The sequence below is a fragment of the Desulfosarcina ovata subsp. ovata genome, from assembly GCF_009689005.1.
Taxonomy (GTDB): domain Bacteria; phylum Desulfobacterota; class Desulfobacteria; order Desulfobacterales; family Desulfosarcinaceae; genus Desulfosarcina; species Desulfosarcina ovata.
Window position 1 is genome coordinate 1,083,145 of record NZ_AP021879.1, and the last position, 16,987, is coordinate 1,100,131.

Annotated in this window: 15 protein-coding genes; 10 read left to right on the forward strand and 5 right to left on the reverse strand. The window is 54.6% G+C overall.

Features of this window, described 5'->3' with window-relative positions; all coding sequences use genetic code 11:
* The first annotated feature begins 72 nt into the window (after positions 1–72).
* The 8 genes from folD to GN112_RS04830 all read left to right on the forward strand — a co-directional run bounded on the left by folD (position 73) and on the right by GN112_RS04830 (position 10,012).
* A complete protein-coding gene (gene folD / locus GN112_RS04795; RefSeq protein WP_155309185.1) occupies positions 73–981 on the forward strand; it encodes a bifunctional methylenetetrahydrofolate dehydrogenase/methenyltetrahydrofolate cyclohydrolase FolD in 909 nt (302 codons plus the stop codon).
* Positions 982–1,139: 158 nt separating this feature from the next.
* Positions 1,140–2,108 (forward strand): M23 family metallopeptidase, encoded by a 969-nt coding sequence (locus GN112_RS04800; RefSeq protein WP_155309186.1) that lies wholly within the window; start codon positions 1,140–1,142, stop codon positions 2,106–2,108.
* Positions 2,109–2,366: 258 nt separating this feature from the next.
* Positions 2,367–4,895 (forward strand): preprotein translocase subunit SecA, encoded by a 2,529-nt coding sequence (gene secA, locus GN112_RS04805; protein ID WP_155314136.1) that lies wholly within the window; start codon positions 2,367–2,369, stop codon positions 4,893–4,895.
* A gap of 6 nt (positions 4,896–4,901) precedes the next feature.
* Positions 4,902–5,381 carry a metallophosphoesterase family protein gene (locus tag GN112_RS04810; RefSeq protein WP_155309187.1) on the forward strand — a complete coding sequence of 160 codons (480 nt, stop codon included), beginning with the start codon at positions 4,902–4,904 and terminating at the stop codon, positions 5,379–5,381.
* Positions 5,382–5,689: 308 nt separating this feature from the next.
* Positions 5,690–5,998 carry an ATP-dependent Clp protease adapter ClpS gene (clpS, locus tag GN112_RS04815; RefSeq protein WP_155309188.1) on the forward strand — a complete coding sequence of 103 codons (309 nt, stop codon included), beginning with the start codon at positions 5,690–5,692 and terminating at the stop codon, positions 5,996–5,998.
* A gap of 5 nt (positions 5,999–6,003) precedes the next feature.
* Positions 6,004–8,244, forward strand: a complete 2,241-nt coding sequence (gene clpA, locus GN112_RS04820) for an ATP-dependent Clp protease ATP-binding subunit ClpA (protein WP_155309189.1) — start codon at positions 6,004–6,006, stop codon at positions 8,242–8,244.
* Between the two features lie 117 nt (positions 8,245–8,361).
* Positions 8,362–9,042 (forward strand): leucyl/phenylalanyl-tRNA--protein transferase, encoded by a 681-nt coding sequence (gene aat, locus GN112_RS04825; RefSeq protein ID WP_155309190.1) that lies wholly within the window; start codon positions 8,362–8,364, stop codon positions 9,040–9,042.
* 376 nt (positions 9,043–9,418) lie between these two features.
* Positions 9,419–10,012 (forward strand): DVUA0089 family protein, encoded by a 594-nt coding sequence (locus GN112_RS04830; protein WP_155309191.1) that lies wholly within the window; start codon positions 9,419–9,421, stop codon positions 10,010–10,012.
* A gap of 169 nt (positions 10,013–10,181) precedes the next feature.
* Here the strand turns inward: GN112_RS04830 and GN112_RS04835 are convergent, their stop codons facing one another.
* The 4 genes from GN112_RS04835 to aroB form a co-directional block, all read right to left on the reverse strand.
* On the reverse strand, positions 10,182–11,657 hold the full coding sequence (locus tag GN112_RS04835) for a leucyl aminopeptidase (protein WP_155309192.1): 1,476 nt from the start codon (positions 11,655–11,657) through the stop codon (positions 10,182–10,184).
* Positions 11,658–11,763: 106 nt separating this feature from the next.
* A complete protein-coding gene (locus GN112_RS04840) occupies positions 11,764–12,288 on the reverse strand; it encodes a peptidylprolyl isomerase (RefSeq protein WP_155309193.1) in 525 nt (174 codons plus the stop codon).
* A 172-nt stretch (positions 12,289–12,460) separates the two neighbouring features.
* On the reverse strand, positions 12,461–13,552 hold the full coding sequence (locus GN112_RS04845) for a tRNA-queuosine alpha-mannosyltransferase domain-containing protein (RefSeq protein WP_155309194.1): 1,092 nt from the start codon (positions 13,550–13,552) through the stop codon (positions 12,461–12,463).
* A 14-nt stretch (positions 13,553–13,566) separates the two neighbouring features.
* Positions 13,567–14,601 (reverse strand): 3-dehydroquinate synthase, encoded by a 1,035-nt coding sequence (gene aroB, locus GN112_RS04850; protein WP_155309195.1) that lies wholly within the window; start codon positions 14,599–14,601, stop codon positions 13,567–13,569.
* Between the two features lie 519 nt (positions 14,602–15,120).
* Between aroB and GN112_RS04855 the strand changes: the two genes are divergently transcribed.
* Positions 15,121–15,582 (forward strand): putative molybdenum carrier protein, encoded by a 462-nt coding sequence (locus GN112_RS04855; protein ID WP_155309196.1) that lies wholly within the window; start codon positions 15,121–15,123, stop codon positions 15,580–15,582.
* A gap of 38 nt (positions 15,583–15,620) precedes the next feature.
* Here GN112_RS04855 and lpxK read toward each other — a convergent pair whose 3' ends face one another.
* Entirely contained in the window at positions 15,621–16,628 is a 1,008-nt protein-coding gene (gene lpxK / locus GN112_RS04860) for a tetraacyldisaccharide 4'-kinase (RefSeq protein WP_231717225.1), read from the reverse strand.
* Here lpxK and GN112_RS34195 point away from each other — a divergent pair.
* Entirely contained in the window at positions 16,516–16,950 is a 435-nt protein-coding gene (locus GN112_RS34195; protein WP_231717273.1) for a hypothetical protein, read from the forward strand. The two genes, lpxK and GN112_RS34195, sit on opposite strands and share 113 nt — an antisense overlap.
* Positions 16,951–16,987 lie beyond the last annotated feature (37 nt).

Genomic DNA, 16,987 nt, shown 5'->3' on the forward strand with positions numbered 1-16,987 from the left:
ATTGCCAATCGCCGCAGGCTTAGTGCTGCGCAACACACGCACCGCAACCATCAATGTGAAAGGAGACAGGAGATGACAGCAACGCTTATCAAGGGTACCGAGATCCGCGAGCAGATCCTCGAAGAAATTACCACAGAGGTTAACCAGATCAAGGAAAAGCATGGCGTGGTTCCCGGGCTGGTCACCATCCTCGTGGGCGAGAACCCCGCGTCCATTTCCTACGTGACCCTCAAGATCAAGACCGCTCATCGCGTTGGCTTTAAAGAGGTACAGGACAGCCAGCCAGTGGATATTTCCGAGGAGGACCTGCTGGCACTGATCGACAAATACAACAAGGATGACAGCATCAACGGTATTCTGGTCCAGTTGCCGCTGCCCAAGCATATTGATGAGAAAAAAGTGCTCAATGCCATCGATCCGGACAAGGATGTCGACGGCTTTCATCCGGTCAACGTGGGCCGGTTGATGATCGGCGGCAAGGAAGTCAAGTTCCCGCCGTGTACGCCTTTCGGTATTCAGGAGATGATCGTCCGTGCCGGTGTCGAAACCAGCGGCGCCGAGGTGGTTGTTGTGGGTCGCTCCAACATCGTTGGCAAGCCCATCGCCAACATGATGGTCCAGAAAGGCCCCGGTGCCAACAGCACCGTGACCATCGTGCACACCCGCACCAAGGACCTGGCCGCCCACTGCAAACGGGCCGACATTCTGATCGTTGCCGCCGGCGTACCCGACCTGGTGAAGCCGGAGTGGATCAAACCGGGCGCTTGTGTCATTGACGTCGGTGTTAACCGGGTCGGCGAAAAAATCAGCGAAAAGACCGGCAAGAAAATTGCCATCCTCAAAGGCGATGTGGACTTCGACGCCGCCAAGGAGATCGCCGGTTACATCACCCCGGTTCCCGGTGGCGTCGGCCCCATGACCATCACCATGCTGATGCTCAACACCCTGAAGTCACTCAAGTTCAAACTGGGCATCGCCTAGTCGAATCGATATCCCACTTCCCCTGATAGATAAGTATTATCGAATCAATATAGGGGGTTAAAACCGAAAAGCTGCCATGGTATTGACACGTCCGACATATCATGGTAGCTTTTCTGCGTTTAGACGCAATTGCCTTGTAACTGACTGAATTTACTGCTTTGGCAACCTATTTTCAGCGTCTTTTTCTGTGCGCGATGACTATCGGGAAGAAAATATCCTTCATTATTCTGAGTCACGGCGGGAACCGGATCAAACAGCTGTCCGTTCCCGTTTCCATGTTTCTCCTTCTGGCGCTCGTGTCCATCTGCAGTGTAACCATTCTGGGATTTGTTCTGTTGGATTACCACGGTCTTCGTCAACAGGTGGCGGAAACGGGCCGGATGGCGCAACGGATGGTCGACCAGCAGAATGAAATCACCCAGCAGCGGCTGCAGATTCAATCCTTTGCCCGGGAGATCGACACCCTCAAGGAAAGCCTGGTCCGCTTGAACCGGTTTGAGGAAAAAATCCGCGTCATCGCCAACCTGGATCCCATGGCGGAGGATGACAACCTTTTCGGTGTCGGCGGCGCAACGCCCGAGGATCTGGACCCTCAGCTCGAATTGAGCCAGGGGCACGAGGATTTGATGCGTGACATGCATGCGCAGATCAACGAGTTGGATTCGGCATCACACCGCCAGCAAAGCAGCTTTGGCCTGTTGCTGAAAAAACTGGAGGGGCGTAACAATCTGCTGGCCTCGACGCCGGCCATCCGCCCCACCAGCGGGTGGGTGACCTCACGCTTCGGTTACCGCACGTCACCGTTTACCGGTCGCAAGGAGCTGCACAAGGGGATGGATATCGCCAATCGCAAAGGCACGGCCATCATGGCTACCGCCGACGGGGTGGTCTCTTTTGTCGGCAATAAAAGCAGTATGGGCAAGATGGTCGTCATCGACCATGGCCATGGCATGGTCACCCGTTATGCCCATTTGAGCAAGACACTGAAAAAATCCGGTGAGCGGGTCAAACGCGGTGATATCATTGCCCAGATGGGGAGTAGCGGACGCAGTACCGGGCCTCACCTGCACTATGAGGTTCAACTCAACGGTGTTCCTGTCAATCCCGCAAAATATATCCTTAACTGACCTTCACGTCCATCCACGGCAAGCCATCCCTCCGTGAGGTTTACTTGTTAGTATTCCTAACGCCTTGAATGAATTTGCCTTTGCGCTTGAGTGACCCGCTAAAATGGTTTAGGATGCTCGCGCACCAATATGACAGCGACAACCGCAGACCGCTGCCAGCCTGACAATTGACCGATCGGAAACAGGCAGATGGGTCATCCATGGCTGGGCACGATCCGAACGTGCATCCAGACTGACGAATGTGGAGAAACGACAATAATGATCGGGAAATGGTTAACCCAGATTTTTGGAAGCCAAAATGAGCGTGAGCTGAAAAAGCTGCAGCCCATCGTAGAGGCCATCAATGCCCTGGAGCCGGATATGCAGTCCCTGAGCGATGACGGGCTAAAGGGGCAGACAGCCAAATTGAAACAACGGCTGGCGGGTGGCGAGACCCTGGATGATATCCTGCCGGAAGCTTTTGCCACGGTTCGGGAGGCCTCCGTGAGAGCGCTGGGCATGCGTCATTACGACGTTCAATTGATCGGCGGCATGGTGCTGCACGGCGGCAAGATCGCCGAGATGAAAACCGGTGAAGGCAAAACCCTGGTAGCGACCTTACCCGCCTATCTCAATGCCTTGACCGAACGCGGCGTGCACGTCATCACGGTCAACGACTACCTGGCCAGGCGCGATACCGAGTGGATGGGAAAACTCTACACGTTTCTGGGCCTGACCGTGGGCACCATCCAGCACGGCCTGGACGACCGGCAGCGCAAGGAATCCTATGGTGCGGATATCACCTATGGCACCAACAACGAGTTCGGTTTCGACTACCTGCGCGACAACATGAAGTTCGATTCCCAATCCCTGGTCCAGCGGGATCTTCACTTTGCCATTGTGGACGAGGTGGACAGTATCCTGGTGGACGAGGCGCGAACCCCGCTGATCATTTCCGGCCCGGCCGAAAAATCGACCCAGCTTTACTACCAGGTCAACGGCATCATTCCCAAACTGAAGGCCGAGGCCGACTATAAAATTGATGAGAAGGCCCGCAGCGCTACGCTTACCGAAGAGGGGGTGGCCCACGCCGAAACGCTGCTGAGTGTCGAGAACCTGTACGATCCCGGCAATATCGAACTGCTCCACCATACCAATCAGGCCTTGAAAGCCCACACCCTTTTCAAACGTGATGTGGACTACATCGTCAAGGACGGTGAGGTGATCATCGTCGACGAATTTACCGGACGACTCATGCCCGGCCGCCGTTACAGCGAAGGCCTGCACCAGGCCCTGGAAGCCAAGGAAAGCGTAAAAATCGAAAACGAGAACCAGACCCTGGCAACCATCACCTTCCAGAACTATTTCCGTATGTACGACAAATTGTCGGGCATGACCGGTACGGCGGACACCGAGGCGGCGGAGTTCAAAAAAATCTACAACCTGAGCGTGATGGTCATCCCCACCAACAAACCCATGGTCCGCAAGGATTTTCCCGACGTGATCTACAAAACCCGCCGGGAAAAGTTCAATGCGGCCATCGAAGAGATCACGGAACTGCACAAAAAAGGGCAGCCGGTGCTGGTGGGCACGGTGTCCATCGACATTTCCGAGCAGCTTGCCAAGCAGTTGAAAAAACATGGCGTCCCCCACGAGGTGCTCAATGCCAAGAACCACGAAAAAGAGGCCGAGATCATCTCCATGGCCGGACAGAAGGGGGCGGTGACCATCTCCACCAACATGGCCGGCCGCGGAACGGACATTGTCCTTGGCGAGGGGGTGACCGAACTGGGCGGACTGCATATCCTGGGCACCGAGCGCCACGAGAGCCGGCGGATCGACAACCAGTTGCGCGGCCGCTCCGGGCGCCAGGGAGATCCGGGCTCGTCACGGTTTTACCTGGCCCTGGAAGACGACCTGCTGCGGATCTTCGGCGGGGAACGCATTACCGGAATCATGGAGCGACTGGGCATGGAGGAGGGCGAGCCCATCGAACACAACCTGATCAGCCGGGCCATCGAAAACGCCCAATCCAAGGTGGAAGGGCACAACTTCGATATCCGCAAGCATCTTCTCGAATACGACGACGTGATGAACCAGCAGCGCGAGGTGATCTACAAACAGCGCCGCGATCTATTGACCGGTGTGGATCTCAAGTCCACCATCGAGGATATCATGATGGAGTCGGCCGAGCAGATCGCCACCCAGTTTGCCGACGAACGCGATCTGCCCGAAGACTGGGACTGGCCGGCCATTTCCGATGCCGTGTTCCAGCAGTTCAGTTTCCGCATGGAGTCATTGGATGAAGATACTTTGGACGGACTCAATGCCGATGGCTTGGCCGAAGAGATCTTCGATCAGGCCCAGAAGCTGTACGAAGAGAAGGTCGCCCTGTTGGGCGAGGCCGATTTCAGGCAGCTCGAGCGGGTGGTAATGCTCCAGACCGTTGACAACCTGTGGAAAGATCATCTGCTCTCCATGGACCACCTCAAAGAGGGGATCGGGCTGCGCGGTTACGCCCAGCAGAATCCGCTGCTGGTCTATAAGAAAGAGGGCTTCGATATGTTTCAGGAAACCATCGACCGGATCAAGTCGGAGACCCTGAACATCCTTTTCCGCATCCAGTTGGCGGAACCCGATCACATTGAAGATCTGCAGAAACCCAAAGAACAAAAGCTGATCTTTTCCGGTGGTGGAGATGCGCCGGCAGCCAAAAAACCGGTCAAACGGGAATCTGAAAAAGTCGGCCGCAACGATCCCTGCCCGTGCGGAAGCGGGAAAAAGTATAAAAAGTGCTGCGGAAGGTAGGACCCAATGAACACAACCAATGCAACAACTACGATTGGCGTCCTTTCCGATACCCACGGCCTGGTCCGGCCGGAGGTTGAAAAAGCGCTCGCCGGATGCGATCGCCTCCTGCATGCCGGCGATGTGGGTGATGCAGACGTCCTCAAACGACTGGAAAGAATCGCCCCTGTCGTGGCCGTACGGGGAAACACGGACCACGGATCGTGGGCCGAGGCGCTGCCGGCCCAGGAGATGGTCGAAATCGAAGGGGTATTCTTTTACATTCTGCATGATCGATGCCGCCTTGATCTTGAACCCTCGGCCGCCGGCATCCATGTGGTGGTCAGCGGACATACCCATCAGCCCGAGCTGGTGGAAAAAAATGGCGTAGTCTACCTGAACCCGGGCAGTGCCGGCCACCGGCGCTACGACTATCCGGTATCCGTGGCCATCGTTCGTATCGAAAACGGCACGGTGACCCCTAAAATTGTCGAAATACAGCTATAATCTGTAATCATTTGATAATGGATCTGATTGAAAGCCGCCACTGAAAACTTTTTGACCTGATCGGACCGGTCGTTATGAACCTTGTCCTGGCCAGAAACGCACTTTACAACCCGTGATGGCGGTGATTATAATCATCGGTACCGTCGGTCTTGGTCCGTATATTGTTTGTTGCCATTAAGGCACAGATGATTACGGTAAACAAAAGGGAAAACGCAAGCCGGGAGCAGGTTTGGTCATAAAAATGCTTCTGTTACCGGCCTCCCATTTGAAAGCGTCAGCTTGTCAGATTCACATAAAGTAATCTAACCATGGCCCGATATCAGACAGAGGAGCAAGTCAGCTCCAAGACCCGGGATGAAACCCGGGAACCGCCGCTTTACCGGGTGTTGTTGCATAATGATGATTACACCACCATGGAATTTGTGGTTGAAATATTGATGTATGTGTTCAATAAATCGCCTGAAGCAGCGACGGCGATCATGATGAATGTTCACCGCAGGGGTGTCGGGGTATGTGGGGTGTTTTCTTATGAAATCGCCGAGACCAAAGTTGACACGGTTCACAATCTTGCCCGTGAGAGCGGCTTTCCGTTACGCTGCAGTATGGAACAGGAATAAAAAATATGATTAGTAAGGAACTCAGTGCCACATTGGGATTTGCGGTCCGCGAAGCAAAAAAACGGCGACACGAATACGTCAGTGTCGAACATGTGCTGTTTGCCATCCTGCACGATCAATCCGGACTTGAAATTGTTGAAAAATGCGGCGGCAACATTGACCACCTCAAGGCCAGCCTGGAGACATTCTTCAACGAAGGCATGGAGATGATTCCGGAAGAGAGCGAGTACGTCCTGCAACAGACCATTGGTTTCCAGCGGGTCATCCAGCGGGCCGTCAACCATGTGCGCTCCGCTGAAAAAAAAGAGGTCGCGGTCAGCGATATCCTGGCGTCGATTTTTATGGAGAAGGATTCCCATGCTGTCTATTTCCTCAATGAAGAGGGGATTTCACGGTTGGATGTGCTGAAGGTGATCTCCCATGACCTGCCCATGGCACCGCCGGCCAGCGGGCCCGATCCCGCCGGACCCGAAGAGTTTCAGAAGGACGCCAAGAAAAAGTCCAATCCACTGGATATGTACACGATCAACCTCATCGATCAGGCGGCCGAAGGCAAACTGGATCCGTTGATCGGGCGTGAATCGGAAATGGAGCGCACGATGCAGGTGCTTTGCCGGCGCCGCAAAAACAACCCCATTTTCGTGGGCGATCCCGGGGTGGGCAAAACAGCCATGGCCGAAGGCTTGGCCCAGAAAATCTGGGAAGGTGAGGTCCCTGACCTGCTAAAGGATGTAAGGATTTACTCCCTGGATCTGGGCGGCATGCTGGCCGGGTCCAAGTTCAGAGGCGATTTTGAGCAGCGCCTCAAAGGGGTCGTTGCCGAACTGAAGAAACGAAGAAATGCCATCCTTTTCATTGATGAGATTCACACCATCGTGGGTGCCGGTGCCACCTCCAGCGGATCCATGGACGCCAGCAATATCCTGAAGCCGTTTTTATCCACCGGTGAACTGCGCTGCATCGGATCGACCACCTATGAGGAGTATAAGAATCACTTCGAAAAGGATCGCGCCCTTTCCAGACGGTTTGAAAAAATCGACATCCTGGAACCACCCATCGGTGAGTCGATTAAAATCCTGAAGGGGCTGCGTTCGCGTTACGAAGCCCACCACGAGATTGAGTATACCGACGGGGCCCTCAAGGCGGCCTGTGAACTATCGGCCAAATACATCAATGATCGCTATCTTCCGGACAAGGCCATCGATGTCATCGATGAGGCCGGCGCAGCCGTGCGGCTCTCCGGTGCCGCCAACCGTCGCTGGATCCGTCCGTCGGACATCGAGAAGATCGTCGCCAAAATCGCCCGCATCCCAGCAGTCAATGTCTCCACGCCGGACAAGGCCAAACTGGAGAACCTGGGATCAAGCCTGCGCCAGGTGGTCTATGGCCAGGACGACGCCATCAATGCCCTGGTGACCGCCATCAAGCGCGCCCGGGCCGGACTGGGACTGCCCGAAAAACCGGTGGGATCCTTTCTTTTCACCGGCCCCACCGGTGTGGGAAAGACCGAGGTGGCCCGTCAGGTAGCCCGGCTTCTGGATGTGGAATTCATGCGCTACGACATGAGCGAGTACATGGAAAAGCATGCCGTCGCCCGCCTGATCGGTGCGCCTCCCGGATATATCGGATTCGATCAGGGCGGCCTGCTTACTGACGGTGTGCGCAAACACCCCTATTGCGTACTGCTGCTGGACGAAATCGAAAAAGCCCATGAAGATCTGTTCAACATTCTGCTCCAGGTGCTGGACCACGCCACGCTGACCGACAACAACGGCAAGAAGGCCGATTTTCGTAATGTCATCATCATGATGACATCCAATGCCGGCTCCCGTGAGATGAGCAGCGCCACCATCGGTTTCGGCGATCCCAAAAGCGGGTCCGCGGGAAAAGGCAGGAAAGCGATCGAGAAACTGTTCAGCCCGGAGTTCAGAAACCGGCTGGACGGCATCATCAACTTCAATGCCCTGGATCGTGACATCATGGCCATGATCGTCGACAAATTCATGCAGGAGTTTGCCGATCAGCTGTCTGCCAAACGCGTCAGCCTGGACTACTCGGACAACGTCAGAAAATGGCTGGCTCAAAAAGGCTACGATCCCCAGTATGGAGCCCGGCCCCTGGCCCGCATTATCCAAAGTGAGATCAAGGATCTGCTGGCCGATGAAATCCTCTTTGGCCGGCTGGAAAAGGGCGGTCGCGTCAAACTGGATATGGACGATGAGAAGTTGGTGTTTGAGTATAGCTGATATAGCATTTAAGATAATGGTTTCGGCAAGGTCAGAGGAAGAAAGCGGTATAAACCATACCGCTATGACCGATAACGGAGCCCAAAAACATTATCTTGAATGCTATCGATAGGCCCCATGCCTGTTTTCACCCTTTCCGAACGACTCTCTTTTCCTCCCCCCCATTTGGCCATTAAAGAGGGTCTCCTGGCCGTTGGCGGAGATCTCAGTGTTCAGCGCCTGCTGCTGGCCTATCGCAGTGGTATCTTTCCCTGGTACTCGGAAGGCGAACCGATCTTGTGGTGGTGTCCCGATCCGCGGTTGGTCCTGTATCCGGATGAGTTGAGAATTTCTCGTTCTCTGCGTAAAGTGATCAAGAGAAAAAGTTTTCACATCACCTTCGATCAGGATTTCGAAGCGGTAATTACCGGCTGCGCCGAAACCAAGCGCGCCTACGGAGAAGGCACCTGGATCACTGATGAGATGAGAGATGCCTATTGCGAACTCCACCGGCAGGGGTACGCTCACTCCGTGGAGGCCTGGCAGGACGACCGCCTGGCCGGCGGCCTGTACGGCGTGGCTCTCGGGCGCATCTTCTTCGGCGAATCCATGTTCAGCCGGGTCAGCAACGCCTCCAAGGTCGCCTTCGTCACCCTCGTCGAAAATCTCAAGAAACACAAATTCTCCCTTATCGACTGCCAGGTGAAAACCGAGCACCTGATGCGTTTCGGGGCCCGGGAGATTCCGCGGAAGATGTTTCTGGTCCAGGTTAGCGACGCGATTCCTGTTTTCCCACCCCCTTGGCATTCCGATCTTTGAGTTTCAACTCAGATAGCAACCAGCTCAATTTCTGAAAAACGCCGCCACAGTAATACCTGTCTTACTTATAAAGTATTACATAAATTACATAGTTATAGATGGCATTAATCAAAGCACCTAATCTACAAGTTTATTAACACATTGTAATTAATCCATAATACTTAAATTTCACATTTTTTGGGATCATTGGTGTGATTGTTGTATAACAAACTAACAGTTTTGCTTCTGTCAGTATTATTAATAATAATTTTGAACTGTTTTGATCTCCTTTAAAATTAGTATTGTTAAAATGAAAGGAGGGTACTGTCTCAGAAATGGACTGTAGGAGATCATAGAAAAAACAATTTCTATTTTTTTGAACCGCGAAGGGATATTTATGAACAGAATAGTTTTTTTGTTAATCGGAATAACTGCCTTATTATTTGCCGCTACTGCAAGCGCAACGGTAATTGGATACGGAGAGATCGACCCTTCAACTGATGTAGACTATTGGGAAATTACCTTGTCTGCTGATGGAACTTTATCAATTGATGTATATGCTATTTGGTATGAGTGGGAATTTGATAATATTGTTGATAGCCAAATCTACCTTTTTGAGAACGATTCTAACGGGACACTAGTTGCGTATAACGACGATGTTTCGTACTGGGATTTTTATATAAATTCTGTTGGGACCGATGATGGATCGATTAGTGTTTATGATTCATATTTGCAGTTCGACAGTCTTTCTGCTGGCACTTATCTTTTGGCAATTGGAGATTATTACCTTTCTGAAAGCGAAGCCAGATCCGGTTATAATGATAATAATTATGTCGGCACTGGAGAGTACCAATTGACGTTTGATTCTGATGTCGATTTCTCAGTGTCTGGAACTACCCCCGTTCCTGAACCTGCTACAATGCTGCTGCTTGGTAGTGGATTGATCGGATTTGCAGGTGTATCCCGGAAAAAGATTTTCAAGAAAAATTAAGATCATTACTGTAAAAAAGCCGTCTGGTCTAAAAAACCGGACGGCTTTTTTTATTGTGCACCCGGCAGAGAGCATCCATTTGTTCGATCTCGCTTTCTTTTTCTCTTGCCAATTCGAGAAAAACTTTTCCGAAGTGACGCCGTAGCTTGTTGTTGCACTCCCACCGGAATCAGCGCGTCATCTTGCCGATCAGATCGCATAGCAGCCGTACCCCGAAACCGGTACCGCCGGCACCGCAGTAATCGGTCCCTTTTTTAATCCAGGCTGGCCCTGCGATATCGATATGGGCCCAGGGGGTGTCACCGACAAATTCGGAAAGAAACAGGGCGGCGGTAATGGCGCCACCATAACGGCTGCTGCTCATGTTGTTCAGGTCGGCAAATTCATTTTTAAGCAGATCCTTGTAATCGTCGGGCAGTGGCAGCTGCCAGCAGCGTTCGTGGGTTGCCGCTCCCGAGGTGAGGATGGACTCGGCCAGCTGCGCATCCCTGGAAAACACACCGGCGATTTTTTCTCCCAGGGCAATCACGCAGGCACCGGTCAAGGTGGCCAGGTCGATCAGGCTATCGGGTTGGTACTGATCAATGGCCCAGGCCATGGCATCCACAAGAATCAACCGGCCTTCGGCATCGGTATTGCCGATCTCGATCATCTTGCCGGTATAGGAACGAACGATATCGCCCGGCCGGATAGCGGCGCCCGAGGGCATGTTTTCCACCAGGGGCATCACCCCCACCACCCGTATCTCCGGTTTGAGCCGGGCAACCGCCAGCATGGTCCCGGCCACGGTGGCGGCACCGGACATATCCATTTTCATGGTCTCGAGGCCGCTGGCAGGCTTCAGGTTGATACCGCCCGAATCAAAGGTCACCCCCTTACCGACCAGCACCAGGGTCTTTTTGGCCCCTTTGGGATGATAATCCGCCGTGACCAGGCGTGGTTTGGCCGTGCTGCCCTGCCCCACCGCCAGCATGGCACCGAACTTCTGTTTTTCCAGCCAGCGTTCATCCATGACCCTGACCTTCAATCCCGCCGGTTCGGTAACCGCCTTGATGGTTTCTGCAAACACCTCGGGCCGTTTATCATTGGAGGGCGTGGTCACCCATTCCCGGGCCATGATCGCGCCGTCACAGACAATGGCCACTTTTTTGGCAAGATCGGTGTAGGCCTTCTTCTGGGCTGCCGTTCCCGTAAGAACCACGCGTTTGAGCGGCTTTTTCTCGTTTTCCTTCTTATAGCGGTCGAAAATGTGGTTGCCCAGGCAGGCGCCTTCCATGAGTGCCTTAAAGATCGTTTCGGCATCCAGGCTCAGGGCCGAAACGGCCGGCGTGGCGATGGTCATGGCCGACAGGCCCGATCCGATGCAACGTTTGACCGCCTTGCCGGCCATCGCCCGAAACGATTCGGCCGTCAGCCCATCCACCTTGCCAAGGCCGAAAAAAACGGCCCGGCCAATCCGGCTGTCCGCCGGCCCAAACAGGGTCACGGTGTCGCCTTTTTTGCCACTGAACTCCTCGAGTTTTTTTGCCGCATCGACCAGCGATTTCACCGTCGGGTCGGTGTGGACATCCTGATCTTCACAAACGGGCACCACCAGGGTGTCCACCGATGATCGTTTCAAGTTGATGGTTTTGATTTCGAGCATTAACGACCTCTCTTTAACGCTGCCGGTCACCAATCAGACCGGTGCAGCGGTTAACGGAAACTGGCAATGGGCAATGGGCAGCAGTTAAGGGTTGCGGAAAAAAAAATCAGCGCTGGATGGTCACCTTCTCCATGATCACCGCTTCCTTGGGCTTGTCCATGGGGCCGGTGGCCACACTGCCGATTTTCATGACCACGTCAAGGCCCTTGGTCACCTTGCCAAAAACGGTGTGGCGGTTGTCCAGATGCGGGGTAGCGTCCAGGGTCACGAAAAACTGACTGCCGTTGGTTCCCGGGCCGGCATTGGCCATGGAAAGCACACCAGCACCATCGTGTTTGAGATCGGGATGAAATTCATCCTTGAACTGGTACCCCGGTCCGCCGGTACCGTTGCCAAAGGGGCAACCGCCCTGGATAACGAACCCCTGGATGACCCGATGAAACCCCAGCCCGTCGTAATAGTTGCCGCCGCGAGGAGTCTCCTGGCGGCCTTCGGCCAGATTGATGAAATTCCATACGGTTTCCGGGCACTCCTTAGCATAGAGTTCGGCCTCGAAGGTTCCCAGGTTAGTCTGAAATACAGCCGTAGCGCGATCGATCTTTTCCTTATAACTCTCCTTCTGGTTCGACATTATTTTCTCCTTGGAATTGGAATGAAAAAAACCACGCCGCAGACCGGCGTGGAAAAGGGTAACGCGATTTATTTAATATAGAAGTATCCGCCCTTGGTGTCAATGACAGCGGGATATGACCGAATCGTACCGAGGCCCTCAAGCCCTTGCCGATTCCAGTCGTCCATCGTCATCACCCATCTTCCGTCAGCCGCTCCAGTTCCCGGTCGTAGCGGTCGATGACCGCCGGCCAGGCGTGGCGCGCCATCATGGCAGAAAGCACCGGCCGGTGCTGCATGACATCCGCGGGGCTGCGCAGCATGGCAGCCAGCTTATAGACCAGATCGTCGTCATCGCGGTACAGGAAATCGGCATGGAACTCCTTGGGAAGAATTTCCGGGTAGGCCAGCCGGCGGGGCAGCAACGGCAGGCACCCATGGCGCATGGCTTCCACCACGGCGATGCCGAAGTTCTCCTGAATCGCACAGCTCACGACAACGAATCCGCGCCGGAGCCAGTCGGTATAATCGACGCGACTGGCAGCATAACCGAACTGCACGATCCGGTCGGCAAATCGGGAGCGCGCATCGTCGAAAATCCGGGGTGCCGCGGCAAAGTTCTCCCCCATTATCGCCAGCCGAAAGTCGATGCCCTGCCTGGCCACCTGGTCGAGGGCGTCGAAAAACGCGTGTGGATTTTTATCGAACTCCCAGCGGTGGTTCCAGATGATCAACGGCGGCCCCGGCGGTAATGGGGGCGGATCGGCAACGGTTTCGGTAAAATGGCACCCGGGATACAGCACGCCACACTTCTCGCGAATGGCATCCATGACCCAAAATGGCTTGAATTCCGGCATTCGCCCGATGAATCCGGGCAACACCTCGAAGAACTGATCCTTGTGGAACCGGGAGTTGAACAGAATCCGGTCGGCGGAAAGGGCCGTGGTAATATCGGTAAAACCGAATTGCAAATCCACCTGCTCTCCGGGAGCCACCGGATAGGTCAGCTGGTTCTCATGGAAGTAAACCAGTGCCGGCGGCCGGTGGCCACCGCACAAAGCGGTAAAATCGGCCAGGCTCATCATGCCGGAGGTAATAATGCCGTCAACGCCGGACAGGTCCCCAATGGTGTGCAGGAAATACAGGGCCGCCCCACGCATGCGCCATTTCCAGAAACGGGCCGGCAGGGAAACGACCTGAATATCATGCCGTGAATGCGCCGCCAGCCCCTCGGCAAAATCCCGGTGAGAACCGCCGCAGAATGCCTCCAAAAAGAGAAACCGCATGGTTGGCGGCCTGCTTACGCGATGCGTGCCGCGCTGGCCAGATGGAAGAGATCGTCAAAGCCGAGCTCTTCCACCCGGGCACTGCCCATGGCGTCCAGAAACACGAAATGGATCCGCTTGCCTTCGCGCTTTTTGTCCTTCTTCATGGCTCCCAGCATGGCCGCCAGATCAACGGGCGGGCTCACCGGCAGTCCGAAGCGGTCGATGAGCTGTTCCAGACGCGCGGCATCCTCACGCGGCAGAAACCCTTTTTCCACCGAGAGCTTGGCCGCCAGCACCATGCCGATGCCCACCGCCTCACCATGGGGGATGCCGGTCAGTTTTTCAAGGGCATGGCCGAACGTGTGGCCGAAATTCAGCTTACGCCGTTCGCCATGTTCCCGTTCATCCCGCGAGACCACACCGGCCTTGATCTCCACCGACCGGTAGACCAGGTGGGCAATGATGTCGGAATTCAGGTCCAATGCCCCGTCACGGTGGGCTTCGAGAAATTCAACCATCGGGGCACTGGCAATGGCCCCGTGTTTGATAATTTCGGCAAAACCGCACAGCACCTCACGAGGCGGCAGGCTTTTCAGAAGGGCCATGTCGCAGATCACAAATTCGGGCTGGTTAAAGGTGCCCACCATGTTTTTGTAGCCACTGAAATTAACGCCGTTTTTACCGCCCACGCTGGCATCCACCTGGCTGAGCAAGGTAGTGGAAACAAAGCCGAACCGAGTACCGCGCATATACGTGGAGGCCACGAATCCGGCGATATCACAGACGATCCCCCCCCCCACGCCTAAAATAAAAGTGGACCGGTCGGCTTCCAGAGCCACCAACTGGCGGTAAATTTCGGTGACGGTCTCAAGGGTCTTGATCCGCTCTCCCTGGCCAATGGTAATCACCGGGCAGTCCGGCAGGCGCCCGCGATACAGCCCTTCCACGGTGCTGTCGGTAATGACGACCGTATGCGCGGCATCGATATATGCCTTCAGGTTATCGATGGACTCGCCGACGAGAATTTTGGAAGTTCCGGCAGCGCCGTTGACCAGTAACGTTTTCATAGGCATTCACCCGGTAAGGATTTGTTCTGTCGGCTGCGTCTGATGTACGCCGCATGCTTGGTTGAAACGGCCCGCAACGCTGCCGCCATGTCCATGGGCCGGCAAAGCGTCCATGCTTTCTTTGGCTTTCCCTTAGCACAAGCGTGGACGGATGAAAACGTCAAACCCGCCTGGACACTACCCGTTCGCCAGAGTCCCGGGCGCAGGTTCAGGGCAATCGCACGTAGATTTCCGGGTTGCTTTTCTTGCCAAAATTAGAGCGTTCATGAATGTCAAAGACCAAATGAAAAATGTCAAACGGTGGTATTCTATCTATTTTAAAATCGATTTCATCCTTCATTTGACATTTGGGCTTTGGCATTTGGCAATTTCCCACTTTCGGGAATGGTGCGTGTTCAGGAACGGCCGGTTTTTAATTTTACTTGCGATTGCCCTGAGCGCAGGTTGACCACCGCTTGCCGCCGGTGACCATTTGGGGTATGCTGAGATAATAAAATCGTCCACAAAGGAAGGTCAATCATGCTAAAAAAAATCGTCTCCGGGGGCCAGACCGGTGTTGATCGCGCAGCCCTGGATGTGGCCATGCGCCTGGGCATCGCCCACGGTGGCTGGGTACCCAAGGGCCGCCTGGCCGAAGATGGCCCCCTGCCCTCTTACTACCAGCTACAGGAGATGCCCACGGACGAGTACGCGGCCCGCACGGAGAAAAACGTGCAGGATTCGGACGGCACCCTGATCATCTCCCGCGGCACGCCCACGGGCGGCACAGACTATACCCGCGAAATGGTCCTCAAGCATGGCAAGCAATTGTTGCACATCGATCTGGCCATGGGCCAGCAGCCGTCGGCGGCAGGCGCCCTGATCTCTTCCTGGATCGAAATGAATCGCATCGAGACCCTCAACGTGGCCGGCCCCCGGGCCAGCGGTGACCCGACCATCTATAACGAGGCCGCCACGATCCTGGCCCTGGCATTCAAATGAGCGGCGATCGATCATCAACCGAAATGCCTTGCTTCCGCTTACTCAGGCAAACGCAATGTCTCCCTGAGAAGCTGTCGAAAATCCGCCCCTTTCCCGAGAAAATTGATTTCCACATCCACGGCAATCCAAGCAACCGGCCAGGGACCACGATGGGCAAGCTTGACGTAGTCTTTCAACGTCGTCACCACGCTGTCCGCACCCGATGCCTGTGCCGTTTCTAACAATGCGTCGATCTCCTGGTCCCCATAATAGTGATGATCATTGAAGCTGCGCCGGCAGATCATCTCGCAGCCATGGGCCTCCAGTGTTGCAAAAAACTGCTCGTTGTCGGCCAGTCCGGCAAAGGCGAACACCTTTCTTCCCTTCAGGAGAGAAAGATCGGTGACCCGCGTCAAAAAAGGCTCCCGCGCCCGCGATGCACCATCCGTCCGGATTACCGGGGTGTGGGTAGTGTAAAAAACCGGCCGGCGCGGGGTCCACGGAAAAATAGACCGTTTCCGGGGACCATGTTCACGGCTGCGGGTAAAAACCAAGGCATGGGCCCGTCGAAGCGCGGTCGGTGGCTCCCGCAGCGTTCCCCGCGGTAACATCCGGCCGTTGCCCAATGGCAACTGGTGGTCCAGCAGCACCAGGTCAAGGTCTCTCTTAAGCGCCAGATGCTGGAAGGCATCGTCCAAAACAATGACCTCCGGATCGAAACGCCGGACGGCCAGCAAACCGGCTTGGTATCGCCGGCTGCCCACGATCACCGGAACCCCTTTCAGAACCCGGGCCATCAGATAAGGCTCATCGCCGGCATCGTCGACCGTTGCCAACAGAGATTGCCCGTCACTGACGATACCGCCCGTCGTTTCCATGCGACCATGGTACCCCCGGCTGACCACCACAACCCGGTACCCCAGATTACGGATCGTCCGGGCCACGAATATCGTCATGGGTGTTTTTCCGGTTCCGCCAACGCAGATATTGCCGATGGATATGACACGGCAGGGTAGGGTCCGCGACGGTAGCCAACCAATTTCATACAACCGTGCACGCAATCGCATGCCAGCACCGTATACCATGGAAAGAACCAGCAGAAATGTCTCAAGTGAAAACCGGGGAGACCGTGCCGGGTTTTGCATCACGGCCTTGATGCGGTGGCGAATTTTTTCAATTTTTTTTTTCGATACAGCCATAAATTTTCAGGGCAAGGATTCCGATTTTCATGCGCTCAAACTTCACCTTTTCCACAAAAATGTCTGGAAAAGGCTGATTGCATACAAAAAAATTCCTTCTTTGCCCTCTTTCGAGCATGATAAGAGATTTGGTTTCCCCTACCATATTTTACTTTTTTTTAAAAAAATTAAATCAATGCCTATTGCATAATCAGCCAATTGCCTTTACTTATCTAGGCTGTTTATTC